The sequence below is a fragment of the Janthinobacterium sp. MP5059B genome (assembly GCF_001758645.1).
GTDB lineage: Bacteria > Pseudomonadota > Gammaproteobacteria > Burkholderiales > Burkholderiaceae_D > Janthinobacterium > Janthinobacterium lividum.
Genome location: NZ_LRHX01000016.1, coordinates 886451 through 910064, shown reverse-complemented (window position 1 = coordinate 910064; position 23614 = coordinate 886451). Strand labels below are relative to the sequence as shown.

Annotated in this window: 24 protein-coding genes; 14 read left to right on the top strand and 10 right to left on the bottom strand. The window is 63.8% G+C overall.

Annotated features, from left to right (window positions below; translation table 11 throughout):
- Positions 1-91 precede the first annotated feature (91 nt).
- Genes hutU through JAB1_RS21120 form a run of 7 tightly spaced genes read left to right on the top strand, consistent with a single transcriptional unit; the run spans position 92 to position 8885 of the window.
- Positions 92-1795 (top strand): urocanate hydratase, encoded by a 1704-nt coding sequence (gene hutU / locus JAB1_RS21150; protein ID WP_034780490.1) that lies wholly within the window; start codon positions 92-94, stop codon positions 1793-1795.
- A gap of 19 nt (positions 1796-1814) precedes the next feature.
- Complete coding sequence (gene hutH, locus JAB1_RS21145; protein WP_070281647.1) at positions 1815-3374, top strand: histidine ammonia-lyase; 1560 nt, start codon at positions 1815-1817, stop codon at positions 3372-3374.
- Between the two features lie 20 nt (positions 3375-3394).
- Positions 3395-4183, top strand: coding sequence for an N-formylglutamate deformylase (hutG, locus tag JAB1_RS21140; protein WP_070281646.1), 789 nt, complete (start codon positions 3395-3397; stop codon positions 4181-4183).
- Positions 4168-5544, top strand: a complete 1377-nt coding sequence (locus tag JAB1_RS21135; RefSeq protein WP_070281645.1) for a formimidoylglutamate deiminase — start codon at positions 4168-4170, stop codon at positions 5542-5544. The genes hutG and JAB1_RS21135 overlap by 16 nt, the downstream gene beginning before the upstream one ends.
- Positions 5544-6119 carry a HutD family protein gene (locus JAB1_RS21130; RefSeq protein WP_070281644.1) on the top strand — a complete coding sequence of 192 codons (576 nt, stop codon included), beginning with the start codon at positions 5544-5546 and terminating at the stop codon, positions 6117-6119. The genes JAB1_RS21135 and JAB1_RS21130 overlap by 1 nt, the downstream gene beginning before the upstream one ends.
- A 12-nt stretch (positions 6120-6131) precedes the next feature.
- Positions 6132-7358: an imidazolonepropionase gene (gene hutI / locus JAB1_RS21125; protein ID WP_070281643.1), complete on the top strand. Its 1227-nt coding sequence runs from the start codon at positions 6132-6134 to the stop codon at positions 7356-7358.
- Positions 7359-7415: 57 nt separating this feature from the next.
- Complete coding sequence (locus tag JAB1_RS21120) at positions 7416-8885, top strand: glycine betaine ABC transporter substrate-binding protein (protein ID WP_083299879.1); 1470 nt, start codon at positions 7416-7418, stop codon at positions 8883-8885.
- Between the two features lie 11 nt (positions 8886-8896).
- On the opposite strand, the gene JAB1_RS21115 is transcribed toward JAB1_RS21120, so the two are convergent.
- Positions 8897-9076 carry a hypothetical protein gene (locus JAB1_RS21115; RefSeq protein WP_034746290.1) on the bottom strand — a complete coding sequence of 60 codons (180 nt, stop codon included), beginning with the start codon at positions 9074-9076 and terminating at the stop codon, positions 8897-8899.
- 218 nt (positions 9077-9294) lie between these two features.
- On the opposite strand from JAB1_RS21115, the gene JAB1_RS29990 reads away from it, so the two are divergent.
- Complete coding sequence (locus JAB1_RS29990) at positions 9295-9432, top strand: hypothetical protein (protein WP_157751284.1); 138 nt, start codon at positions 9295-9297, stop codon at positions 9430-9432.
- 353 nt (positions 9433-9785) lie between these two features.
- Here JAB1_RS29990 and JAB1_RS21110 read toward each other — a convergent pair whose 3' ends face one another.
- The 4 genes from JAB1_RS21110 to JAB1_RS21095 all read right to left on the bottom strand — a co-directional run bounded on the left by JAB1_RS21110 (position 9786) and on the right by JAB1_RS21095 (position 12585).
- Positions 9786-10292: a GNAT family N-acetyltransferase gene (locus JAB1_RS21110; RefSeq protein WP_070281642.1), complete on the bottom strand. Its 507-nt coding sequence runs from the start codon at positions 10290-10292 to the stop codon at positions 9786-9788.
- Positions 10289-11233 (bottom strand): EamA family transporter, encoded by a 945-nt coding sequence (locus JAB1_RS21105; RefSeq protein ID WP_070254602.1) that lies wholly within the window; start codon positions 11231-11233, stop codon positions 10289-10291. Before JAB1_RS21105 ends, JAB1_RS21110 begins: the two co-directional genes overlap by 4 nt.
- A 320-nt stretch (positions 11234-11553) precedes the next feature.
- Positions 11554-12003 carry a glycine zipper 2TM domain-containing protein gene (locus JAB1_RS21100; protein ID WP_034780449.1) on the bottom strand — a complete coding sequence of 150 codons (450 nt, stop codon included), beginning with the start codon at positions 12001-12003 and terminating at the stop codon, positions 11554-11556.
- A gap of 153 nt (positions 12004-12156) precedes the next feature.
- On the bottom strand, positions 12157-12585 hold the full coding sequence (locus JAB1_RS21095; RefSeq protein WP_034780447.1) for an Mpo1-like protein: 429 nt from the start codon (positions 12583-12585) through the stop codon (positions 12157-12159).
- A 95-nt stretch (positions 12586-12680) separates the two neighbouring features.
- Between JAB1_RS21095 and JAB1_RS21090 the strand changes: the two genes are divergently transcribed.
- Positions 12681-13202, top strand: a complete 522-nt coding sequence (locus JAB1_RS21090; protein ID WP_070281641.1) for a DNA-deoxyinosine glycosylase — start codon at positions 12681-12683, stop codon at positions 13200-13202.
- 9 nt (positions 13203-13211) lie between these two features.
- Here the strand turns inward: JAB1_RS21090 and JAB1_RS21085 are convergent, their stop codons facing one another.
- The 3 genes from JAB1_RS21085 to JAB1_RS21075 form a co-directional block, all read right to left on the bottom strand.
- Positions 13212-13874 carry a hypothetical protein gene (locus JAB1_RS21085; protein ID WP_139144625.1) on the bottom strand — a complete coding sequence of 221 codons (663 nt, stop codon included), beginning with the start codon at positions 13872-13874 and terminating at the stop codon, positions 13212-13214.
- A gap of 103 nt (positions 13875-13977) precedes the next feature.
- Positions 13978-15186, bottom strand: a complete 1209-nt coding sequence (locus tag JAB1_RS21080) for a hypothetical protein (RefSeq protein WP_070281873.1) — start codon at positions 15184-15186, stop codon at positions 13978-13980.
- Between the two features lie 106 nt (positions 15187-15292).
- A complete protein-coding gene (locus tag JAB1_RS21075) occupies positions 15293-16159 on the bottom strand; it encodes an HDOD domain-containing protein (RefSeq protein WP_070281639.1) in 867 nt (288 codons plus the stop codon).
- 290 nt (positions 16160-16449) lie between these two features.
- On the opposite strand from JAB1_RS21075, the gene JAB1_RS21070 reads away from it, so the two are divergent.
- The gene (locus JAB1_RS21070; protein ID WP_070281638.1) at positions 16450-17028 is read left to right on the top strand and encodes a DNA-3-methyladenine glycosylase; all 579 of its coding nucleotides are present in this window, start codon (positions 16450-16452) and stop codon (positions 17026-17028) included.
- Here JAB1_RS21070 and JAB1_RS21065 read toward each other — a convergent pair.
- Positions 17025-18719 (bottom strand): methyl-accepting chemotaxis protein, encoded by a 1695-nt coding sequence (locus JAB1_RS21065; protein ID WP_070281637.1) that lies wholly within the window; start codon positions 18717-18719, stop codon positions 17025-17027. The genes JAB1_RS21070 and JAB1_RS21065 overlap by 4 nt on opposite strands.
- A gap of 68 nt (positions 18720-18787) precedes the next feature.
- Entirely contained in the window at positions 18788-19246 is a 459-nt protein-coding gene (locus tag JAB1_RS21060; RefSeq protein WP_034780434.1) for a cache domain-containing protein, read from the bottom strand.
- Positions 19247-19528: 282 nt separating this feature from the next.
- Between JAB1_RS21060 and JAB1_RS21055 the strand changes: the two genes are divergently transcribed.
- Genes JAB1_RS21055 through JAB1_RS21040 form a run of 4 tightly spaced genes read left to right on the top strand, consistent with a single transcriptional unit; the run spans position 19529 to position 23595 of the window.
- Positions 19529-20893: a lysine 2,3-aminomutase gene (locus tag JAB1_RS21055; protein ID WP_083299837.1), complete on the top strand. Its 1365-nt coding sequence runs from the start codon at positions 19529-19531 to the stop codon at positions 20891-20893.
- A gap of 2 nt (positions 20894-20895) precedes the next feature.
- Positions 20896-22236, top strand: coding sequence for an MFS transporter (locus JAB1_RS21050; RefSeq protein WP_175445088.1), 1341 nt, complete (start codon positions 20896-20898; stop codon positions 22234-22236).
- Complete coding sequence (locus tag JAB1_RS21045) at positions 22181-23029, top strand: fumarylacetoacetate hydrolase family protein (RefSeq protein WP_034746323.1); 849 nt, start codon at positions 22181-22183, stop codon at positions 23027-23029. The genes JAB1_RS21050 and JAB1_RS21045 overlap by 56 nt, the downstream gene beginning before the upstream one ends.
- Positions 23029-23595 carry a cobalamin biosynthesis protein gene (locus JAB1_RS21040; protein ID WP_070281635.1) on the top strand — a complete coding sequence of 189 codons (567 nt, stop codon included), beginning with the start codon at positions 23029-23031 and terminating at the stop codon, positions 23593-23595. The genes JAB1_RS21045 and JAB1_RS21040 overlap by 1 nt, the downstream gene beginning before the upstream one ends.
- The last annotated feature ends 19 nt before the right edge of the window (positions 23596-23614 follow it).

The following is a 23614-nucleotide window of genomic DNA, read 5'->3' as shown; positions in this document are numbered from 1 at the left end:
AAAAATCTGTTGACTTGGTTGTATAGACAACCTATGCTGGTAGCACCAGAGCGGGCCAAGTACGCCCGCTCGCACCTTACGAGGAGACAGCATGAACAGCACAATGGACACCGATCCACGCTTTGATGCCAGCCGTACCATCCGCGCTCCGCGCGGCACGGTCATGGCTTGCAAGAGTTGGCAGGCCGAGGCGGCCTACCGCATGTTGCAAAACAACCTGGACCCGGAAGTGGCGGAAAATCCGCAGCACCTGGTCGTCTACGGCGGCATCGGCCGCGCGGCCCGCAACTGGGCCTGTTTCGACCAGATCCTCGCGTCCTTGCGCGAGCTGGAAGACGACCAGACCTTGCTGATCCAGTCCGGCAAGCCGGTGGGCGTGTTCCAGACCCACGCGGATGCGCCGCGCGTACTCATCGCCAATTCCAACCTGGTGCCGAAATGGGCCAACTGGGAACACTTCAACGAACTCGATCGCCAGGGCCTGTTCATGTACGGCCAGATGACGGCCGGCAGCTGGATCTATATCGGCACGCAGGGCATCGTGCAGGGTACGTATGAAACCTTCGCCGAAGCGGGCCGCCAGCATTTCGGCGGCGACTGGGGCGGGCGCTGGATCCTGACGGCGGGTCTGGGCGGCATGGGCGGCGCGCAGCCGCTGGCCGCCACCATGGCGGGCGCCGTGTCGCTCAATATCGAATGCCAGCAAAGCAGCATCGATTTCCGTTTGCGCACGCGCTACCTGGACAAGCAGGCGGCCAGCCTGGATGAAGCCCTGGAACTGGTGAAATATCACACGGAGCGCAAGGAAGCCATTTCCATTGGCCTCTTGGGCAACGCGGCCGAAGTGCTGCCCGAACTGGTGCGCCGCGCGAAAGCGGGCGGCCTGGTGCCGGACCTGGTGACGGACCAGACTTCCGCGCATGACCTGGTCAATGGTTACTTGCCGCGCGGCTGGAGCGTGTCGGACTGGAAGGCGGCGCAGCAGGACCCGCAGCGCCACGCGCGCCTGACGGTGGCCGCCGCCGATTCCTGCGCCGCCCACGTGCAAGCCATGCTCGATTTCCACGCCATGGGCGTGCACACCGTCGACTATGGCAACAACATCCGCCAGGTGGCCTTCGACCAGGGCGTGCAGAACGCGTTTGATTTCCCCGGCTTCGTGCCCGCGTATATCCGCCCGCAGTTCTGCGAGGGCCGCGGTCCATTCCGCTGGGTGGCCCTGTCGGGCGATCCGGAAGACATCTACAAAACGGATGCGAAGATCAAGGAGCTGTTCCCGCACCATAAACAGGTGCACCACTGGCTGGACATGGCGCGCGAGCGCATCGCCTTCCAGGGCCTGCCGGCGCGCATCTGCTGGCTGGGACTGGGCGAGCGCCACATCGCCGGCCTGGCCTTCAACGAGATGGTGCGCACGGGCGAGCTGAAGGCGCCCATCGTCATCGGCCGCGACCACCTGGATACGGGTTCCGTCGCCAGCCCGAACCGCGAGACGGAAAGCATGAAGGACGGCACGGACGCCGTTTCCGACTGGCCGCTGCTGAACGCCATGCTGAACACGGCCGGCGGCGCCACCTGGGTTTCGCTGCACCATGGCGGCGGCGTGGGAATGGGGTATTCTCAGCATGCGGGCATGGTCATCGTGGCCGACGGCAGCGAAGCGGCGGCGAAACGCCTGGCCAGGGTACTGGTCAACGACAGCGGCTCTGGCGTGATGCGCCATGCCGATGCCGGCTACGAAACAGCGGCCGCCTGCGCCAAGCGCAACGGCCTGATTCTTCCCATGCTTCCTTGAGACTTAGACGCGAATGACTATGACACAGCACTCCAAAAGTTGGACGTTAAAACCTGGCGCGATGACCCTGGCCGACCTGCGCGCCGTCTGGGCCGCACCGGCAAAATTGACCCTCGCCGCCGAGGCCTATCCCGTCATCGAAGCGTCGGCCGCCGCCGTGCAAGCCATCGTCGCCAAGGGCGATGCGGCGTATGGCATCAACACGGGTTTCGGCTTGCTCGCCAAGACGCGCATCCCCGATGAAAAGCTCGAGCAATTGCAGCGCAACCTGATCCTGTCGCACTCCGTCGGCACGGGAGAACTGCTGTCGGACGCCGTCGTGCGCCTGGTCATGCTGATGAAGATCGGCAGCTTGGCGCGCGGTTTTTCCGGCGTGCGCCCGCTGATCGTCGATACCCTGATCGCCCTGTACAACGCGGGCATCATTCCGGCCATTCCCGCCAAGGGTTCCGTCGGCGCCTCGGGCGACCTGGCGCCGCTGTCGCACATGACGCTGGCCATGCTGGGCGTGGGCGACGTGCGCGTCAACGGTGAATTGATGGCGGCTCCCGAAGCGCTGGCGCAGGCGGGCATCGCGCCCGTGGTGCTGGCGGCGAAAGAGGGCCTGGCGCTGATCAACGGCACGCAAGTGTCGAACGCGCTGGCGCTGCATGGCCTGTTCATGGCCGAACGCCTGCTGGAAGCGGCCATGGTCACGGGCGCGCTGTCGCTCGACGCGGCCAAGGGCAGTGATGCGCCGTTCGACGCGCGCGTGCACGCCGTGCGCGGGCAGCCGGGCCAGATCCTGGCCGCGCAGATGTACCGCCAGCTGGTGGCGCACAGCGCGATCCGCGCCTCGCACCTGGAAGGCGACGAGCGCGTGCAGGATCCGTACAGCCTGCGCTGCCAGCCGCAAGTCATGGGCGCCTGCCTCGATTTGATCGTCAACGTCGGCCGCACCCTGCTGATCGAAGCCAATGCCGTCACGGACAATCCGCTGATCTTCCAGGATGGTCCCAACGGACAGGCGGAAATCGTCTCGGGCGGGAACTTCCACGCCGAGCCGGTGGCCTTTGCCGCCGACACCCTGGCGCTGGCGATTTCCGAAATCGGTGCGCTGGCCGAGCGTCGCATCGCGCTGCTGATCGACGCCACCTTGTCCGGCCTGCCGCCCTTCCTCGTGCGCGACCCGGGCGTCAATTCCGGCTTCATGATCGCCCACGTGACGGCTGCCGCGCTGGCATCGGAAAACAAGTCGCTTGCCCATCCGGCCAGCGTCGACAGCCTGCCGACTTCCGCCAACCAGGAAGACCATGTGAGCATGGCCACGTTCGCCGGGCGCCGCCTGGACGACATGGCGCACAACACGGCCGTCATCGTCGGCATCGAGCTGCTGGCCGCCGCGCAGGGCATCGATTTCCACCGTCCGCTGAAAACCTCGCCGCACCTCGAGCATGTCCACCAGCAGCTGCGCCAGAAGGTGCCGTTCTTCGACGCCGACCGTTTCTTCGCGCCCGATATCGAAGCGGCCAAGCAGATGGTGCTGCAGGGTGAGTTGAGCAGCACGTGCAAGAATTTGTTCGCCCCGCTATATGCCTGAGCGGGAGCAAGGAGACAAGCATGGATTTTCGCTTCAACGAAGGCAGCATCCCGCTGCTCGTGTCGATGCCCCACGTGGGCACCGACATACCGGACGATATCGCCGCGCGCATGACGCCGCAGGCCTTGATCAAGGCCGACACGGACTGGCATCTGCGCGAGCTGTATGGCTTTTTGCAGGAGATGGATGCATCCGTGCTGTCGGCGCGCTGGTCGCGCTACACCATCGACTTGAACCGCCCGCAGGAAGACACGAATCTGTATCCGGGCCAGGATACGACGGGCTTGCTGCCCAACGATACCTTTCACCGCGAGCCGCTGTACCTGGCTGGCCGCGAACCCGATGCGCAGGATGTGCGGCAGCGCTTGCAGCGCTACTGGGCGCCGTATCATGCGCAGCTGCGCGCGGAACTGGACCGTCTGCTGCGCGTGCATGGCGCCGTGGTGCTGTGGGATGCCCATTCCATCGCCTCGCGCGTGCCGCGCTTCTTTGACGGCAAGCTGCCCGACCTGAACTTCGGCACGGCCGATGGCGCCAGCTGCGATGCGGGTCTGACCTCCGCCGTGGTCGATATCGCGCGCGCGCAGGAGGCATTTACCGTGGCGCTGAACGGCCGCTTCAAGGGCGGCCATATCACGCGCCATTACGGCCAGCCGGAAAGCCGCGTGCACGCGATCCAGCTGGAGATGTGCCAGTGCCTGTACATGGATGAGGCAGCGCCATTTGGCTACCGGCCCGACCTGGCGGCGCAAGTGCAGCCGCTGCTGCGCCAGATGATGGAAGCGGCCGTGGCATGGGTGGCGCGTTGAGCGGCTGGCTGTTCGCGCGCAACGCGCTGCTGCCGCAAGGCTGGCGCCGCGACGTGCTGCTGGAGTGGGACGCGGCCGGCGATTTGACGGCGGTGGCGGAAAACGCCGCACCGCCTGCCGGCGCCGAAGTGGCCGAATATGTCTTGCCCGGCATGGTCAACCTGCATTCGCATGCCTTCCAGCGGGCGCTGGGCGGCATGACGGAAGTCGCGGGGGATGGGCCGGACAGTTTCTGGACCTGGCGCGACCTGATGTACCGCTTCGCGCGCCACATCACGCCGGAGCAGATGGAAAGCATCGCCGCGCAGCTGTTTGCCGAATGCCTGCGCCATGGCTACACGGCGGTGTGCGAATTCCACTATCTGCAGCGCGATATGGCCGGTGTGCTGTATGCGCGTCCCGCCGAAACGGCAGAACGGGTGCTGGCCGCGGCACGCATCAGCGGCATCGGCATGACCATGTTGCCCGTGCTGTACAGCCATGCAGGCTTCGGCGAACAGGCGTTGAAAGCGGAGCAGGCGCGCTTCCGCACCGATGCGCAAGATGTGCTGCGCATCGTCGAGGCGCTGGCGCCGCAGCGCTGCGGGCAAGTGGAGGTGGGCTTTGCGCCGCACTCGCTGCGGGCCGCTGGCGTGGCGCAGATCCGCGAAGTGGCGCAAGCGCTGCCCGCGGATCGCCCCATCCACATCCACATCGCCGAACAGCAGGGCGAAGTGCGCCAGAGTCTCGATTACAGCGGCCGGCGTCCGGTGCAGTACTTGTACGACCAGGTCGACGTCGATGCGCGCTGGTGCCTCGTGCATGCCACGCATGTGCAGCCCGATGAAGTGGCGCTGATGGCTACGAGCGGCGCCGTGGCGGGCCTGTGCCCGACGACGGAGGCAAACCTGGGCGACGGCCTGTTCCCGCTGGCCGAATTCATCGCCGCCGGCGGGCGTTTCGGCGTTGGCAGCGACAGCCATGTATCGCAGTCGCCCGTCGAGGAATTGCGCTGGCTCGAATATGGCCAGCGCTTGCAGCGCCAGCAGCGCAATGTGGCCGCCACGCCGTACCAGCGCCATGTGGGCGACTACCTGTGGCAGGCGGCCTTGCAGGGCGGCGCGCAGGCGGCCGGGCGCAAGCTCGGTGCCCTGGCGCCGGACTGCCGCGCCGACTTGCTGGTGCTCGACGAGACGCATGTGAACCTGTGCGGCGTGGCCATCGAAAATGTGCTGGGCAGTGTGCTTTTCTGCGGCAACGACAACCTGGTGCGCGACGTGCTGTGCGGCGGCCAGTGGCAGGTGCGCGATGGGCGCCATGTGGCGCAGGACGCCATCGCGGCCGGCTACCAGCGCACCCTGGCGCAACTGAGGGCGCTCTGATGGCGACCTTCATCCCGCAGGAATGCCTGCGCGCCGCGCCGTGGAAAAACGGCGGCGGCAGCACGATGGAAATCGCCATTTCGCCGCCCGGTGCCGGCCTGATGGAATTTGACTGGCGTATCAGCCTGGCGACGATCACGGCCAGCGGGCCGTTTTCCAGCTTTCCCGGCATCGACCGCAGCCTGATGCTGGTCGATGGCGACAGCGTGCAGCTGACGCTCGATGGCACGCGCAAGGTGACCTTGAGCGCGGCGCAACCGATGCTGTGGTTTCCCGGCGAAGCGGCCGTGCTTGCGCAGGTCAAGGGGACGACGACGGATTTCAATGTGATGACGCGGCGCGACCGCTGCCGCCACCAGCTGGAAAAGATCACGGCGCCGGGCAAGCTGGCGCGGCGCAGCGCGGCGACTCTGCTGTTTGTCGCCGGCGAAGGCCACGTGCTGGCGCGCGGTGGCGAGCAGCAGTTCGCGCTGGCCCGCCATGACGCGCTGCTGCTGGACGCCGACGATGCGCAGGAATGGCGGCTCGACGCCTTGCAGCGTTCGGCCGTCTTGTGCGTCGACCTGTTTACCTAGGGAGGGAAAGCGATGCAAGACTGGGATCTGGTCATCCACAACGTCCACCTGGCCACCATGGAGCAGGGCTATGGCGAGCTGCTGGACGCAGCCATTGCCGTCAAGGATGGCCGCATCGCGTGGTTCGGCCCCGGCGACGAGCTGCCGGCCAGTAGCGCCGTGCTGCACGACGGCCAGGGCTGCTGGCTCACGCCCGGCCTGATCGACTGCCATACGCACATCGTCCACGCGGGCAACCGCAGCGACGAATTCGAGGCGCGCCTGAATGGCGCCAGCTATGAAGACATCAGCCGTGCCGGCGGCGGCATCATGTCCACCGTACGCGCCACGCGCGCGGCCAGCGACGATGAATTGCTGCGGCAAAGCCTGCCCCGCGTGCTGGCGCTGCTGGCCGAGGGCGTGACCACCCTGGAGATCAAGTCCGGCTACGGTCTCGACGCGGACAGCGAGGCGAAGATGCTGCGCGTGGCGCGCAGAATAGGGGAACAGCTGCCCGTGTCCGTGCGCACCACCTTCCTCGGCGCGCACGCGCTGCCGCCCGAGTATGCGGGCCAGGCCGACGCCTACATCGAGCTGCTGTGCGCGCAGATGCTGCCCCAGTTGGCTGGCGATGGACTGGTCGACGCCGTCGATGCGTTTTGCGAGCGCATCGGCTTTACGCCGGCGCAAACGCAGCGCATGTTTGACGCGGCAAGGGCGCTGGGCCTGCCCGTCAAGCTGCATGCGGAGCAGCTGTCGGACCTGGGCGGTGCGGCGCTGGTGGCGCGCTACGATGGCCTGTCGGCCGACCACCTGGAATTCCTGTCGGAAGAGGGCATCGCCGCCATGGCGCAACATGGCACGGTGGCCGTGCTGCTGCCTGGCGCGTACTACTTTTTGCGCGAGACGCAGCCGCCGCCTGTCGCGGCATTGCGCGCGGCTGGCGTGCCGATGGCCGTGTCCACCGATTGCAACCCGGGCACGTCGCCCATGACGTCCCTGCTGCTGGCGATGAACATGGCGTGCACCCTGTGGCGTCTCACGCCGCAGGAAGCGCTGGCTGGTGCTACCTGCCACGCGGCGCGCGCGCTGGGCTTGCAGGACCAGACGGGCAGCCTGGTGGTGGGCAAGCGTGCCGATTTCGCCCTGTGGCGCATCGCGCGCCCGGCCGACCTGGCGTATGCGCTGGGACTGAACCCGTGCGCGGGCGTGGTGCATGGCGGTGTCTGGCGCGCGCCGGTGGTAAGCTTGCCGGATTGATCATCCGTCCTGGAGCGCCGCGTGCGTGCTGCTTGTTTGCTGTTTTATCTGCTGTTGTTGCTTGTTTTTGCCGCCGCGCCTGCGCATGCCCTGGACGGGGGCACCCTGAAGGTGGGCTCGAAGCGCTTCACGGAATCGTATATTCTCGGCGAAATCCTCCAGCAGAGCGCCGCGCCGCACGTCAAGGCGCAGCACCGCCAAGGCCTGGGCAACACGGCCATCGTGCTCGCTGCGCTGCAGGCGGGCAGCATCGACGTATATGCCGAATACATGGGCACCATCGCCAGCGAAATCCTCAAGCACGACAAGGCCATCGATCTGGCGCAGATGCGGCGCGAACTGGCGGCGCTGGGGCTGGGCGTGGCCGTGCCGCTGGGCTTTAACAATACGTATGCGCTGGCCATGCGCGCTGATGAAAAATCCATCGCCAGCCTGGATCAGCTGGCGCAGCATCCGGCCCTGACATTCGGCCTGTCGCATGAATTCATCGGCCGGATCGATGGCTGGCCGGGCCTGGCCGCGCGCTATGGCTTGCCGCAGCGCCCGCGCGGCCTCGATCACGGCATTGCCTATGAAGCGCTGGCGCAGCGCCAGGTGGACGTGATCGACATTTATTCCACGGACGCGAAGATCCGCCAGTACGGCTTGCGCGTGCTGGCCGACACGCAGCAGTATTTTCCCCGCTACGACGCCATGCTCCTGTACCGGCTCGACGTGCCGCAGCGTTTTTTTTGCCCGCCGCTTGGCAGGCTTTTGCTGCGGTTGCAGGGACGCATCAGCGAGAGCGACATGATCGCCATGAATGCGGCCGTGGAAATCGATGGCAAGACTTTCTCTGACGTGGCGCGGCAGTGGCTGGCGTCCGGCACGCAGGCGAACAAACCGGCCGCCGCGCGCAGCAATCTGCTCGATAAAATCATCGGCGACGACTTGTGGAGCCTGACGCGCCAGCATCTGACCCTGGTACTGCTGTCGGTGGCATTGGCGTGCGTGATTGGCATTCCGCTGGGCGTGCTGGCGGCGTTTTCGGCGCCGCTGCGGCAAACGGTGCTGGCCTTCGTCGGCGTGCTGCAGACGGTGCCGTCGCTGGCCCTGCTGGCGATATTGATCCCCTTGCTGGGCATGATCGGCACCGTACCGGCGCTGGTGGCCCTATTCGTGTATGCCTTGCTGCCCATCGTGCGCAACACGTGCACGGGCATCCTGCAGGTGCCGCAAGGCTTGCGCATGGCGGCGCTGGCGCTGGGCTTGAACAAGCGCGACCGCCTGCTGCACGTGGACTTGCCGCTGGCCTTGCCCGTCATGCTGGCGGGCGTGAAAACGGCTGCCGTGATGAGCGTGGGTACGGCCACCATCGCCGCCTTCATCGGCGCGGGCGGTTATGGCGAGCGCATCACCATCGGCCTGGCGCTGAATGACAACGACATGCTGCTGGCCGGCGCGATCCCCGCAGCCGTGCTGGCCCTGCTGACGCAAGGCTTGTTCGAGCTGGTGGAGCGCTGGGCCGTGGCCGGCCGGCAGCACTGACGGCATCACGGTTACAGCGAGTGCAGTTTGGAGCGCACCGAGACGACGGCCTGGTGCAGGATGCGTTCAGCCTGGAAATCGTTCTCGCGCTGTTCGGCGATGGCTTGCAAGTCGCGCGTATAGCGTTCCAGGCGGGAGCGCAGGTAGGCGCGGTAGATTTTCATGACGAGCGGTTTGGCAGAGACATTCATGATGTGGCTCCCAGGTGCGTAATGATGCGTTCATTTTGTGTGAGCGGAATGCCGCCACTTTGCGCCATATCAAATGCCATGACCTCGTCAAATTGGCGCGTTTGACATTGCACAATGCCCCCCAGACCTAAGATGCCACACTGAATCTTCCCTGCTCGCCTGGCCATCATCAGTCGTCGCAGGCCCTGATTCCCTCAAGCATACTCAAGGAGCGTCGCATGGTCATTTTTGCCGTGGTTGCTGGCTGCATCGCCTGTTTGACAGTGTACCAAATCTATAAAAATGCGCAGGGTGGCAGTGGGGTTGCGCAACAACATATCGGTTTGCACGGCACATTGATTGAACCACGGAAATAATCAGTGTCTTTCAAGCGACACTCGGTGACACTTGGTTGGCAGATTTAAGTCAAATGTAAGGCCCGGTAAGCAAATGTAAAGGTCGGCGTGTTGGCAAGCGGCAGCGTTTATATTGATAACCGTTGATTGCATTCTCCCCCCTCCCACTTGACAATGGGTTCACCCCGCGGTGCCGCTAGCCCGCGGGGATTTTTTTGGAACTTACTGCGCGGCGCGCCTTGCGGCCTGCGATGCTCACTGTACCTCGCGTACAGTTCCGCTTCTCGGCCACAAATCGCATCCGCTCGCTACAGTTCCCCCTCCTTGCAGTTCCCCCTCCTTGCAATTCCCCTTCCTTGCAGTTCCCGCTCCAATCAGGCCGGCTTTGGCGTACCTGCCGACAATTGCGTCAAGGCATCGCCAGCGACCCGGCAGATGCGCCAGTCCGGCATCACGTCCGCACCCATGCCCTTGTAGAAGTTGATCGCGTTTTCATTCCAGTCCAGCACCGACCATTCGAAGCGGCCGCAATCGCGTTCGACGGCCAGTTGCGCCAGCGCCACCAGCATCTGCTTGCCATAGCCTTTGCCGCGCACCGATTGCTTCACATACAGGTCTTCCAGGTACAAACCCTTGCGGCACAGGAAGGTGGAAAAATTATGAAAGAACAGGGCGAAGGTCACCACTTCACCATTTTCTTCGCCGACCAGCGCTTCGCATGCGGGATGGGCGCCGAACAGGCTGTCGTGCAGCATGGATTCCCTGGCGATCATCATGTGTTCGAGTTTTTCAAACACGGCCAGTTCATGGATCATGCCAAAGATGGCAGCCACGTCGGATGCGGTCGCGGGACGAATGGCGAGGAAGGAAGAGGTGCTCATGTTGCCTTTGTTGGTGAAGTGGTGGAAAGGGAAGCAATGGTACTTGTCTTGCGCGCGCCAGACGTCAGGGCCCAGGCCACGCTGGACAGGCACAGCACCATGCCCGCCCATTCGATGGCGGCGGGCCGGTAGTGTTCGAACTGCACCGACAGCAGTACGGAAATGACGGGCGTGACGACGCCGATGTACACGGTCTTTTGCGTGCCGATGCGGGCGATTAACGTGAAATAGGCACTGAAGGCGATCACCGAGCCGAAGATGGCCAGGTACAACAATCCCATCCAGTAACTGGGGCGCGCGGGCAACTGCCAGGACTGCCCCGTGGCGATGGCCCAGACGGCCACCATCAAGGTGCCCCACAGCATGGTCCAGGCCATGGTCAGCATCACGTTGCCGGAATGTTCGCGCACTTTCATGACGAGGGCGTTGCCCACCGTACTCGACACGGTGGCCACCAGGGCCAGCATGAAACCGAGCAGGAAATGGCCATTCCCGCCACCGAGAATATCGTGCAGCGCCGCGCCGATGGACTGGTAAAACAGCAGCACGATGCCGCAGATGGCGACAAACGCCGCGCAGCAGGTGCTCCAGGTGATGGGCGTGCCGAAGGCGATGCGGTTGAGCAATGGCGTCCAGAAGACCATCAGCGCAAACAGCACGCTAACGAGGGCCGACACCAGGTATTGCTCCGAGCTGTACGTGCACACATAGCTGAGGGCAAACGAGGCCAGTCCCTGCAGCAGCATCCATTGCTGCGCGCGCCAGGGCAGGCGCAAGCGGTCGCCGCGCAAGGCGCACCAGGCAAACAGGGTGGCGGACGCGAGGCCGAAGCGGTAGACCACGGAAACGGCGGGGGCGACATCGCCCAGCTGCAAGGTGATGGCCCAGAAGGTGGAGCCCCAGATCAGGCAGGCAATGATGAACAGGAGAGGAGAGGACATCGCGCAAGTATACGGATATCGCGCGGGGATGGCGAGTCCCGGCCGAGCTTGCCCAATGTGCCGTCAGGAGACACGCGGGATTGAGCCAGCGCAGTGCTTCTGGAAAATATTGAATTTATGAAAATATTTACATTAATATCAAGTAAATATTTTCTGAATTGCATCTTTGAAGGGGAGACGCCATGCCAGCCTCACTGCAGATCAAAGTATGGAGCGTGCTTGTGTATGTCGTCGTGACGGCTGTGCTTGCCATCTGGCTGCACCCTTCCGCCTTGCTCGCTGCCGGCGCATTCGGCTGAGCGCATGCGCCGGCAAGCAGATCAATGCGTGACGCGGGTCTTGCGGCCATCGGACAGCAGGCGCACGCGCTCGCCCGGGCGGAACAGTTCGTCGGCATCTTGCACGATGGCGCGCATGTCGCCATTGTCCAGGCGCACGGTGATTTCCAGGCCGGGTTTGTTCGAGGCATTCGCTTCGATGCTCTTGCCGGCCATGCCGCCCGCGACGGCGCCGAGGATGCTGGCCGCGATGGCGCCCTTGCCGCCACCGACGGTCGAGCCAGCCACGCCGCCCAGCGCCGCGCCGGCCAGCACGCCCGTGCCCGTTTCACCCTTGTCGATGGTTACCTGGCGCACGGATTCAACCGTACCCATGCGAACCGATTGTTCATTCTGCGCCTGGCGCGCATTGTAGACATTTGCCGAGTTCGGTTGTACGGCGCAGCCGGCCAGGGTGGCGAGCAATGCCACTGCAATAATTGGTGCTTTCATATGGGACTCCCTTGGACAAAAGTTGGTTGCCGATTGCGTCGACCGGCAGATGATGACTTATCATAAGGACACTTGCCTCAGATAACTAGTTGCGAATAGTAAAAATCTGTTACCGGCCCAGCGTAACCACATGACTACGTGAGCACTTGCCGCTCAATACGCCAGCCGCAGGCGCCGGTACAAAAATCCCAGCACGAACAGCGGCCCCACCAGTAAAAAGCGCAAGTCGTCCAGAAACGACGGTTTCTTGCCTTCGATCTGGTGGCCGATGAACTGGCCTATCCAGGCCAGCACGAACAGCGCCAGCGACACGGGCAGGATGGTCAGCGCCGGCATGAGCAGCAGCAGGCCCAGCATGGCGGCCAGCATCGCCAGCATGCCCGCAGCAAACGGACGTGACAGCTTGTAATAATAGTATAAGGCCAGAATACTGCCGAGCAGCGCCACGCTGGGATGTATGCTCCACAGCAGCCCCAGCAGGCTGAAAACGATCAGCGGCACGCACACGATGTGCACCCATTCATTGACATGGTTGCGGTGGCTTTCGCCATACTGGGCCAGCAGGGTGTCGATGGTGCGCATGGGCGGTCTCTTGTATAGGGATGGTTGTCCGGGAATTCTACACCGTCGCGTGGCCGGGTAAAATGGCCCTTCATTTCCCCTTCCGGACCGCTCATTTGAATAGCCCAGCCTTCTTGCCAGACGTGGCCGCCGACCCGCGCAAGCGCTGTTTCGATCCCGTCGTCGACGCCGATACGCGCTTGCTGATACTGGGCAGCCTGCCCGGAGAAAAATCGCTGGCGCACAGCCAATACTATGCGCATCCGCAAAACAAATTCTGGATGCTGCTGGGCGAGGTGCTGGGCGTGGATCTGACCAGCCTGCCCTACGAGGCGCGGTTGAGTACCTTGCTGGCGCGCGGCGTGGGCCTGTGGGACGTGGTGGCGCAGGCGCAGCGCACGGGCAGCCTGGACAGCAATATCCGCGCCCGCGACGACAACGACCTGGTGGCCCTGGCCGCCAGCCTGCCGCAATTGGACACGATCGCCTTCAACGGCGGCACGGCAGCCAAGCTGGGCATCAAGGTGCTGGGCGAGCACGCGCAGCGCTACCGCATCGTCAGCTTGCCGTCGAGCAGCCCCGCCTACACCTTGGCGTATGCGCAGAAATTGCAGGCGTGGCTGGCTTTGCGCCGGTGAGATGGCGTGTCAGGCGGCAAGCCTGTGCATGAGGCGCTGCGCCTGTTCCTGCCGGTACTGGCGCCGCCAGAACCAGGCGATGCAGATCAAACCCAGCACGGATGGCGCCAGCTGCGTCCAGGGCTGGCCCATGCGCAGCAGGTTGCCCGCGGCGGCCGAAAGCATGGCGAACAGCGAGGCGAGCAGTTTGTAGATATGTTCATAGCGCCACAACATGCCATGCCAGCGGCGGGGAAAGAGCCAGCGCGCGCTGTCGTAGACGAGGATGGTGGCCAGGCCGCCCAGCGAGGACAGCACGACGATGGCTTGCTGTCCGGAAGCATCTTGCTGCAGGCGCAAGAGGATCATCCCGCCCGCCGCCAGCGCGGCTGCCGTCATCGCGCCATCGACGGCTTGCGGACCGGCATCGCGCGTGTACACGGCGCGCCAGCCGCTCAGCAGCTGGTACAGCACCAGCACCGTCAGCACGGCAAAGACGGGGCGATAGTCAAACAGCAGATTGCCGATGGCGGCCGTGGCGCAGACCAGCAAGGTCAGCCACGCGAACAGCCTGCCGCGGCGACGGTGCTGCGGCGTGCCCTTGGCCGTGGCCAGCAGGAACAGGCCCAGGCCGATGGCGGCGCTGCCGGCCAGCACATGGGTGACAATATTGATCAGTTGCGGCTGGGGCATGCGCATCTCCGGAAGGTGCGCCAGGCTGGCGCGCGCTCGCGGAGATAGTATCTTGATAATTGCCGCCTGCCAAGATGGCAGGCGACGGGGGAGGCGACGGGACTTATGCCGGCGCGTATGGCTGCGCTTCCAGCGGCTGTCCCTTGGCGTCGAATTTCAGCGCCACGGACAAGCGGGTCACGCCGATGGTGGCCAGCGCATCGCAGATGTCGTCGACTTCGTCCTGCAGGTCGGCGGCCAGGTCCAGCGGCTTGTCGGCGCTGTGCAGCAGCTCGCCGCCTGCCGTGCTGACATTGACGCGCAACAGCATTTCACCGTGTGCATCGGCCGGGCCGACGACCACCGAGACGTCGCCGGCATCGACGTTGTTTTCCGCCAAGGCATGGTTGATGCCGGACATCATCTGCAGCATCGCATACTCGCTCATGCCTTGTTCCTTGCCGCCATGGAACAGATCCTGGTAGAGGAAGCTCACTTCCAGGGCGTTGCCGGCCGGCGCCAGGCAGCGTTTCACCAGATCGCCCACTTCCGTCGTCCACTGCTGGTAGCGGGCCATGCGCGCATCGAACCAGGCGTCGAGCGCCGCTTCGTCCTTCGGTTCCGCATAGAACGGGTCGTCCACGCGTTTCAAGGCAAAGCCCAGCAGGAAGCGCAGTTCGACGGCCGTGTCCTGCGGGCCGAAGGCCGTCTCGCTCCAGCCGACGATGCTGCTTTCCAGGCCCGGCGTGGCGACGATCTTCTTGTCTGTCATCGACGCGTAGGCGTCGCGCACCATCTCGTGCAAATGGCTATAGGTGATGCGGTCGATTTCATCGAGGTCGTAGGCATGGCTCATCAGGACCACCTTGGCCTTGGCGCTTTCCAGTTCTGCCTGTTGGAAACTCTTCACCAGCGCTTCGAAAGCGTCCTGGTCCTGGAAGCTGTCCGCTTCCGTCAGGCCGCCCGTGCTTTGCACCAGCAGGGGCACGACAAAGGCGTTGATTTCCATGGCCGGGGCATTCTCGCGGCGGATCACGGAAATGGACGCCGCTTCCTCGATATGGCTGCGCAAATACTGGTAGGCGCCCACGTCTTCGTACTTGGCGCGCTCGATGGCGTCATACAGGATTTCATCCTTCTTTTGATTCAATGCCTTGCGGATCAGGCGGCCGAACTCGACGGCTTGCTCGGCCAGCACCGTGCCTTGCGATTCGCTGTCTTCCTGCTCCGCCAGGTTCAGGGCCATCGTGCACAGCATGCGCGTGACGGACTCGTCCTTGTCTTCAGGCGTGTTGGCGGATTTACGGGGGACAGGGCGCTTATTTTTGGGCATGGCGATCAACAGGTTAAGAAATACGGGTCAGGCAAACGGAAACGGGCGCCAGGGCTATGCCAGGCGCCGGGACGGATCATACAGGCGGCCGCAGCCGCCCGATACATCAATGGTCGGTATCGAACATCTCGTGCAGTTCGTCGAGCAGGTCGGCAGCTTCTTCCTGCGACAGGCCGAGATGCTGGCAGGCAAGTTCTCCGCCCTTGTCCCACTCCAGCGAGGTACTGTTGCCATGGTAGCGCTGAATGCCCTTTTCGGCCAGCAGCGACAGGGCGACGAGCGAGCGGATGGCGTCGTCCGTGGACGGGTCGGCCAGCACCGTGTAGTCGTGGTGGTGCAAAATGGCCCACGAGACGTCCGAGGACAAGCCCCAGTTGCGTGCCAGCAAGCAGCCGATGGCCGCGTGGTTGGTCTGGTGGCGCGCGTCTTCCAGTGCTGTAAAACAATTGTGCGCATCGTTGGCCGCCGCCGCGTAGGTGTTCACGTAGTCGGGGAAGCGGTTCATCAGCAAGGGCACGCCGATATCGCAGAACAGGCCGAAGGTGTGGGCGATGTCGGGCGGGGCGATGCGCAGCTTGCGCGAGGTAAATACCAAGGCGCGCGCGCGCTTGGCCGACACATCCCAGAAGTTGGTCAGTTCCACGCCTTCCGCTTCCAGCGCCTGGCGTGCCAGCAAGCCCGTCATCATGGCGCTGCACTGGTTGATGCCGAGAAAGTTGATACCTTGCTCGACGGACTTGGCCTTGCGCGCGGCGCCATAGAACGGCGAATTGGCCAGTTTCAGCAGGGCGCCGGACATGCCGACATCGTCGGCGATGATGCGCGCGATGCGGCGCGGCGAGGGGTCTTGCTCCGCCAGTTCGCGCTGCAGGTCGACCAGCAGGCTGGGACGCGGCGGGATGCGGATGGAACGCATCAAGGCGTCAACCGGATCTTCCTGCTCTACCTGCTTTTGCGCTGCCGCTCTCATCATCACGCTTTCATCATCATTTTTGTGCCCGGTGCTTATTCTGTCGCGCACTGCCGCTGCCCGCTTCATGAGCGTCTGGCGCAGTGCCCGACGATTATCGCTGTTTATGCATGGCAATAGTTCATATCTGCAATATATTGTCGCAAAAATTCCCGTTTTGGCCTGGACTCGCCGCCATTTTCGTCATTTTACGACGCTGCCCATCCTGATATTCATGATGAAAAGATCAAGTTGTATTTGTTTTCAAGGTGGGGCAAGGCGTGCGGCGGGATGTGCGGCAGTACAATTGCCGGATGAAAAAAATCCTTGCGGGTATCGATTTTGCGGACGATTCCAGCAGCGTGGCGCGCCAGCTGATCGGCGTGACCGTGCTGGTCGACGGCGTCGGCGGGCGTATCGTGGAAACGGAAGCGTATGACCGGCTGGACCCCGCTTCGCACACGTATGGCGGCATGACGCCGCGCAATGCGGCAATGTTCGGCCCGCCTGCGCACGCCTATGTCTACCGCTCGTACGGCATCCACTGGTGCCTGAATTTCGTGTGCCGCGAAGCGGGGCATGGGGCGGGCGTGCTGATACGCGCGATTGAACCCGTGGCGGGACTCGATGCCATGCGCGAGCGGCGCGGCGTCGAGGATGCGCGGCTGTTGTGCTCGGGGCCGGGCAAAGTGTGCCAGGCGCTCGGTGTCACGCATATGCATAACCGGCTGGCGCTCGATGCCCCGCCGTTCATGCTGCTGGCCCGCGAAGAAGAGGTGACGGTGCAGGCGGGCTCGCGCATCGGCATTTCCAAGGCGATGGAGACGCCGTGGCGTTTCGTGCTGGCCGGTTCGCCCTACCTGAGTAAGCCGATGCGCGCGCCTGCCATCTAGCTGCGCTGGCGCCGCGATGCATCCTTGGCGGCACGTAGGCCGGGCATGCCGCGTAGCGGGCTATGCAGTGCGCGCCGCTCCTGTTGCGAACTGGCCGGTTGCCGGAACGCTTCTTCTTCGGCATGGCCGCCCGGCGCGGCCGGGCGCTCGTCCAGGGTAAACACGGCCACGGCCGCCGACAATTTGACGGCCTGGTCCTGCAAACTGGCCGCCGCCGCTGCCGCCTGCTCCACCAGGGCCGCATTTTGCTGGGTGACGTCATCCATTTGCGCGACGGCCTGATTCACTTCCGTGATGCCAGAAGCCTGCTCGGCGCTGGCCTCCTTCACGCGCTGGATGATCTCGTTGACTTGCTGCACCGAGGCCACGATGGCGTCCATGCTGTCGCCCGCCTGCTGCACGGCTACGCTGCCGCCATCGATGGTGGTGACCGAGGTGGCGATCAGGGTCTTGATTTCCTTGGCCGCCTGGGCCGAGCGCTGCGCCAGGGTGCGCACTTCGGACGCCACCACGGCAAAGCCGCGGCCTTGCTCGCCCGCGCGCGCCGCCTCTACCGCCGCATTCAGCGCGAGGATATTGGTCTGGAAGGAAATACCATCGATCACGCCGATAATATCCACGATCTGGCGCGAATTGGCCCGTATTGTCGCCATCGTCGTCACGGCTTGCTGCATCGACGCGCCCCCTTGCACGGCCAGGGTCGATGCTTGCCCCGCCAGCTCGCAGGCCAGCTGGGCGTTGTCGGCGTTGTCATTCACGGCTTGCGTCAGCGTTTCCATGGCGCTCGACGTTTCTTCCAGCGAACTGGCCTGCATTTCCGTGCGCGCCGACAGATCCAGGTTGCCGGTGGCAATTTCGCGCGAGGCCGTGTCGATCGATTGCACGGCGCCCATGATGGTGCGCAAGGTCTGGTTCAGGTGGGCGATGGTCTGGTCCAGCACGCGCGACGTGGCGGCGATTTCGTCATTGCCTTGCTTGGGCGCGCCGGCCATCAGCTTGCCCGCCGCCAAGTCTTGCACGGCGTCGGCAATGCCGCGGATTTCCACCAGCATGGCGCGCCGCACCAGCATGGTCACCACGATGGAGACGAGGATCGACAGCAGCACCGTCAACAGCAGGCTCCAGCCCAAGGTGCGGAACTCGGCGCTGGCCGTCGCATGGGCCTGGCTGCTGAGCGTCGTTTCCAGGGCGGACAGTTGTGTCAGCTGCGTATTGAACTGGACGAATTGGGTTTCCGCCTTGAGCATGGAATTGGTGGCGATCGACTGGTCCATCTGCGCCATTTCCATGGTTTCCAGCACCGCCTTGCGATAGCCGGCCAGGGCCGTGATGGCCGCATCGACCAGGGTGCGTTCGGCGCCCGTGGCCGTGGCGCGCAGCGTGCCCAGCTGGGTGCCGATGGCCGCGTGGCGCGCCTTGATCTGTTGCTCCAGCGTATCGAGGCGGGCCTTGGCGAAGCTGCCATTCGTCCACGACAGCAACTGGTACATATTGCCGTGCACATGCCTGGCCTCGCCTAGTACGTCGGCCGCCGCCTTCAAATGCGTGATGCGCACCCGTACCATGTTTTCCAGCGAGGCATTTTGTCGCACCATGCCATACCAGGCGCCGGTCGAGCTGAGTATCAGCAGCAGCAGGATCAGGGTGGGCGCCAGCAATAATTTTGGTCCGATGCGTAATCGATTGAGCATGCTTGACTCCTGGCTATGGCTGTTTCAACCGCAGGCGGCGCGCGGCGTTCGTGCGCGCCGCCCTTGCCCTATTTCTTGTAGATCCCCGCTTCCAGCACCACGTCATTGACGCGCAGGATGTACGTGGTCTTCGGCTCGATCTTGCCGCTGGTAGGATTCTTGTACTGGTAATCGACCCAGCCCTTGCCCTGCTTTTGCGCCAGCTCGATGATTTCACGGCGATACTTCTTGCCATTCGCGTCAGGGACATCCGTCAAATCCTTGCCCACGATGGAAGGATTGATGGGGTGGGCCAGCACGATGCCCGTCTTGATGTCGCGCATGTCCACATACAGCGAGCCCTGCACGAAGTCCGGGTCTTTCGCCGTGATTTTCTTCATCATTTCTTCCTTGCCATGCGCCTTCATGAAGGCGGCGCCCCGTTCGGCCATGGCGATGGCGTCTTTTTCCGTTGGTTCAACCGCGGCGCTGACGCTGCCGCCGGCAAATGCCAGGCACAGCAGGCTACCCGTGAATAAGCGTTTCATGAAAGCTCCTTGTGGTATCGAGGGATGTGTTGCCAAGTCGTAATTTACGTCGCCGGCGGTCCCATCAAATTGCGATGGAACAAACTAAGGTGTTGCTTGTAGGCAGCATGCAACGTATCGACCGCATGTTGATATGTAGCAATTTGGTTCCAAGCAGCAAGAACTATGATGACTTTCACAGCATGCCGAGTTGGCCGGGCATGGGGGAGGAAGAAGCTGGAATTGGCCGATATGGGGCTGGTTTCATGAAAGTTATCGCTATTTACAGGCAAGGAGCAGATCGTGTCCGCACCCATTACCGAGCCGTTTTCACCCAAGTTCAAGCCGTACACGCGGCACACCATTCAACAGGCGCGGCAGTGGGAATGGCTGCCGGAAGAGCAGCGCGAAGCCGTGCAAGTGGTGTCGCATGTCTTGCCGTTTCGCACCAATGCCTATGTGCTCGACCAGTTGATCGACTGGAACAACATCCCGGACGACCCCATCTATCGCCTCGTCTTCCCCCACCGCGACATGCTGCCGCCCGAGCAGTACGCGCACTTGCGCGAGCTGGTACTGGTTCAGCGCGACAAGGCGGCCATCGACGCCTATGTGCATGGTTTGCGCCTGGGCATGAATCCCCATCCAGCCGGCCAGATGACGCACAACGTGCCCCGGGTCAACGATGCGCCCATGCGCGGTTTGCAGCATAAATATGCGCAAACGGTGCTGTTTTTTCCCAGCGCGGGACAGACCTGCCACGCGTATTGCACCTTCTGCTTCCGCTGGCCCCAGTTCGTCGGCATGGACGACATGAAGTTCGATGCGCGCGAGTCGCATGAGCTGGCCGCCTACCTGCAACTGCATCCGGAAGTGACGGACGTGCTGATCACGGGCGGCGATCCGATGATCATGAATGCGCGGCAACTGGCCGCCTACCTGGAGCCGCTGCTGGCGCCGGGCCTGGAACACATCCAGAACATTCGCATCGGCACCAAGGCGGTGGCGTATTGGCCGCAGCGCTTTGTCTCGGACCGCGATGCGGACGACTTGCTGCGCCTGTTCGAGCGCATCGTCAAGGCGGGCAAGAACCTGGCCGTGATGGGCCATTACAGCCATGCCGTCGAGTTGCGCCAGGACATCGCCCAGCAAGCCGTGAAACGCATCGTCTCCACGGGTGCCACCTTGCGCATGCAGGGGCCGCTGATCCGCCACATCAATGAAGATCCGGCAAGCTGGGCCGAGTTGTGGCAGACGGGCACGCGCCTGGGGGCGATTCCGTATTACATGTTTGTCGAACGGGACACGGGCCCGCGCGCCTATTTCGAGTTGCCGCTGGCGAAGGCGCACGAGATTTTCCAGGCCGCCTACCAGATGGTGTCCGGCCTGTCGCGCACGGTGCGCGGACCGTCCATGAGCGCCTTCCCCGGCAAGATCGTCATCGACGGCATCGTCACCATCCATGGCGAAAAACTGTTTGCCCTGCAATTTTTGCAGGCGCGCAACCCGGACTGGGTGCGCCGGCCGTTTTATGCCAAGTTTGATGCGGAAGCGACGTGGATGGACGATTTGAAGCCAGCCTTTGGCCAGGAGAAATTCTTCTTTGAAACGGATGAACCCGTGCCGCACGTGCCGCATAAAATCATCCGCCTGGCGCAGGCCGCCTGAGCATGCACGGCGCCGGCGGCTCTTCCCGTTCCGGCGTGGCCGTGTTTTGCCTCGTGTTCCTGCCGTTCGCGCTCGGGCACTACCTGTCGTGCCTGTTGCGCGGCGTGAATGCCGTGTTGACGGCCGAGTTGCTGGGCGCCATCGCCCTGACGCCAGCCCAGCTGGGCCTGCTGACCAGCGCCTTTTTTCTCGCCTTTGCGCTGGTGCAATTGCCAGTTGGCATGGCGCTCGACCGCTACGGCCCCCGCACGGTGCAATTGTGGCTGCTGGCGCTGGCCGCCCTGGGCGTGTGGCTGTTCAGCCGGGGCCACAGCTTTGCCGAACTGATATGGGCGCGCGCCCTGATGGGCGTGGGCCTGGGCGGCTGTTTCATGGCGGCCGTGAAGGCGATCTCGTGCGCCATCGCGCCATCGCGTCTGCCTTCCGTGCATGGCTACCTGATCGCCGTGGGTGGCCTGGGCGCGGCCACGGCTACCATGCCCGTCAAGCTGGCCCTGCACTACACGGACTGGCGCGGCGTGTTCCTGGGCCTGGCGCTGGCGGCGCTGGCCATCGGCTTGCTGATCCGCCTGCTGTCGCCGGCCCTGCCCGCGTCCGTCGCGGCCATGAGCAAGGTCAGTGTGTGGAGTGTCTACCGTGACCGGGCCTTTCGCCGCACCATCGCGCTGATCCTGTTGCCGCACACGGTGTTCTTTGGCGTGCAAGGCTTGTGGGTGGGGCGCTGGCTGGCCGACGTGGGCGGCATGTCCGATGACAGCGTGGCGTACTTGTTATACTTGGGCATGGCGGCCGTCATCTTCGGCGCCATCGGCATGGGCATGCTGACGGAGTGGGCGGGGCGGCGCGGTATTGCACCCATGCTGGTGGCGGGCGTGGGCATCGTCCTGTTTGTCGCCGTGCAAGTGGCGATGGCATGCAATGTGGTGCCCAGCCTGCCTTTGCTATCCGTGCTGTTTACCCTGCTGGGCACGGTGACGGGCCTCGAGTATGCGATCGTCGCGCAAAGCATGCCGGCCAGCTTGACGGGCAGGGCGGCCACTTGCCTCAATTTGCTCATTTTCACGGGCGCCTTCCTGGTGCAGGCGGGCTTTGGCTTGATCCTCGGCTGCTGGCCACTGAACAGCCAGCAGCAGTATCCGCCGCAGGCTTACCAGGCGGCGTTTGGCGTGCTGGCGGCCTTGCAACTGCCGGGACTTGCGATGTTTTTCATTCACCGCCACAGGCGTGTCGGACCATCCGGTAAAATGGCAGCCTGCACAGCGGCAATGATCAACTCCAAGGAAGACTATGAAACTCGTTCGTTATGGACGTCCAGGCAAGGAAAAACCGGGCCTGATCGATGAAGAAGGCAAACTGCGCGACCTGTCCGGCGTGATTGCCGATATTGACGGCGCGCAACTGTCCGACAAGGCACTGCGCAAGCTGGCCAAGCTGGACGAAAAGACGCTGCCCCTGGTGCGCGGCAATCCACGCTTCGGCGTGCCGCTGGCGAAAGTCGGCAAGTTCATCGGCATCGGCCTCAATTACGCGGATCACGCGGCCGAGTCCGGCATGGCTATCCCGGCCGAGCCCATCGTCTTCATGAAGGCCATTACTTGCCTGAATGGCCCGGATGACAATGTCGTGCTGCCAAAAGGCTCGAAAAAGACGGACTGGGAAGTGGAGCTGGGCGTGATCATCGGCACGCGCGCGCAATACGTGAGCGAAGAGGATGCCCTGAAATACGTGGCCGGTTACTGCGTCGTCAACGACATTTCCGAGCGCTCGTTCCAGCTGGAGCGGGGCGGCCAGTGGGACAAGGGCAAGGGTTGCGACACTTTCGGCCCCGTCGGCCCGTGGCTGGTGACGCGCGATGAAGTCATCGACGAGCAAGATCTGGACCTGTACCTGGAAGTCAATGGCAAGCGCATGCAGACCGGTAATACGCAAACCATGATCTTCACGGTGGCGCAGATCGTCAGCTACCTGTCGCAATTCATGACCCTGGAACCGGGCGACGTCATCGCCACGGGCACGCCACCGGGCGTGGGCCAGGGCCGCAAGCCGCAGCGCTTCCTGAAGAAGGGCGACAGCATGCGCCTGGGTATCGCCGGCCTCGGCGAACAGCAACAGGACGTGGTCGCCTGGACTGCCTGATGGCCGGTAGCGATATCGACCGTTTGCCGCCGCTGCCGCTGAACCAGCTCGACGCCCAGCAGCGCGCGGCCGCGCAAGCCATCATCGATGGTCCGCGCGGCGCCCTGTACGGTCCCTTCGTGCCGCTGATCCGCAGTCCCGAACTGATGGAAACGGCGCAGCGCATGGGCGAATATTTGCGCTACCGCAGCGCCATCGGCACGCGGCTGTCGGAACTGGCGATCCTGGTGACGGCGCGCCAGTGGGACCAGCAAGTCGAGTGGGCCATCCACTCGCCGCTGGCCGTGCAGAACGGCATCGCGCAAGCGGCCGTGGACGCCATTGCCACGCGGCGCATGCCGCTTGCCCTGAAAGAAGATGAGCAAGCCGTGCACGACTTTTGCGTCGAGTTGCAGCAGAACAAGCGCGTCAGCGATGCCACATATGCGCGGGCGCTGGCGCTGTTTGGCGAGCATGGCGTGGTCGACTTGATGGGCATCAATGGCTACTACACCTTCCTGGCCATGGTGATGAATGGCGCGCAGACGGCCGTGCCGGCATTGGGCGTGCCGCCCATGCCCGTCTGATGAGAGGAGTTTTTCTGGC

What these genes read in the sequence shown, in the direction of transcription:
- JAB1_RS21100 (WP_034780449.1), bottom strand. Translation starts at nt 12,003, where the DNA reads ATGAAAGCACCAATTATTGCAGTGGCATTGCTCGCCACCCTGGCCGGC.
- hutH (WP_070281647.1), top strand. Translation starts at nt 1,815, where the DNA reads ATGACACAGCACTCCAAAAGTTGGACGTTAAAACCTGGCGCGATGACC.
- JAB1_RS21130 (WP_070281644.1), top strand. Translation starts at nt 5,544, where the DNA reads ATGGCGACCTTCATCCCGCAGGAATGCCTGCGCGCCGCGCCGTGGAAA.
- JAB1_RS21040 (WP_070281635.1), top strand. Translation starts at nt 23,029, where the DNA reads ATGGCCGGTAGCGATATCGACCGTTTGCCGCCGCTGCCGCTGAACCAG.
- JAB1_RS21115 (WP_034746290.1), bottom strand. Translation starts at nt 9,076, where the DNA reads ATGAATGTCTCTGCCAAACCGCTCGTCATGAAAATCTACCGCGCCTAC.
- JAB1_RS21075 (WP_070281639.1), bottom strand. Translation starts at nt 16,159, where the DNA reads ATGATGAGAGCGGCAGCGCAAAAGCAGGTAGAGCAGGAAGATCCGGTT.
- JAB1_RS21105 (WP_070254602.1), bottom strand. Translation starts at nt 11,233, where the DNA reads ATGTCCTCTCCTCTCCTGTTCATCATTGCCTGCCTGATCTGGGGCTCC.
- JAB1_RS21080 (WP_070281873.1), bottom strand. Translation starts at nt 15,186, where the DNA reads ATGCCCAAAAATAAGCGCCCTGTCCCCCGTAAATCCGCCAACACGCCT.
- hutG (WP_070281646.1), top strand. Translation starts at nt 3,395, where the DNA reads ATGGATTTTCGCTTCAACGAAGGCAGCATCCCGCTGCTCGTGTCGATG.
- JAB1_RS21060 (WP_034780434.1), bottom strand. Translation starts at nt 19,246, where the DNA reads ATGAAACGCTTATTCACGGGTAGCCTGCTGTGCCTGGCATTTGCCGGC.
- JAB1_RS21065 (WP_070281637.1), bottom strand. Translation starts at nt 18,719, where the DNA reads ATGCTCAATCGATTACGCATCGGACCAAAATTATTGCTGGCGCCCACC.
- JAB1_RS21135 (WP_070281645.1), top strand. Translation starts at nt 4,168, where the DNA reads ATGGGTGGCGCGTTGAGCGGCTGGCTGTTCGCGCGCAACGCGCTGCTG.
- JAB1_RS21085 (WP_139144625.1), bottom strand. Translation starts at nt 13,874, where the DNA reads ATGCCCCAGCCGCAACTGATCAATATTGTCACCCATGTGCTGGCCGGC.
- JAB1_RS29990 (WP_157751284.1), top strand. Translation starts at nt 9,295, where the DNA reads ATGGTCATTTTTGCCGTGGTTGCTGGCTGCATCGCCTGTTTGACAGTG.
- JAB1_RS21045 (WP_034746323.1), top strand. Translation starts at nt 22,181, where the DNA reads ATGAAACTCGTTCGTTATGGACGTCCAGGCAAGGAAAAACCGGGCCTG.
- JAB1_RS21110 (WP_070281642.1), bottom strand. Translation starts at nt 10,292, where the DNA reads ATGAGCACCTCTTCCTTCCTCGCCATTCGTCCCGCGACCGCATCCGAC.
- hutU (WP_034780490.1), top strand. Translation starts at nt 92, where the DNA reads ATGAACAGCACAATGGACACCGATCCACGCTTTGATGCCAGCCGTACC.
- JAB1_RS21095 (WP_034780447.1), bottom strand. Translation starts at nt 12,585, where the DNA reads ATGCGCACCATCGACACCCTGCTGGCCCAGTATGGCGAAAGCCACCGC.
- hutI (WP_070281643.1), top strand. Translation starts at nt 6,132, where the DNA reads ATGCAAGACTGGGATCTGGTCATCCACAACGTCCACCTGGCCACCATG.
- JAB1_RS21050 (WP_175445088.1), top strand. Translation starts at nt 20,896, where the DNA reads ATGCACGGCGCCGGCGGCTCTTCCCGTTCCGGCGTGGCCGTGTTTTGC.
- JAB1_RS21070 (WP_070281638.1), top strand. Translation starts at nt 16,450, where the DNA reads ATGAAAAAAATCCTTGCGGGTATCGATTTTGCGGACGATTCCAGCAGC.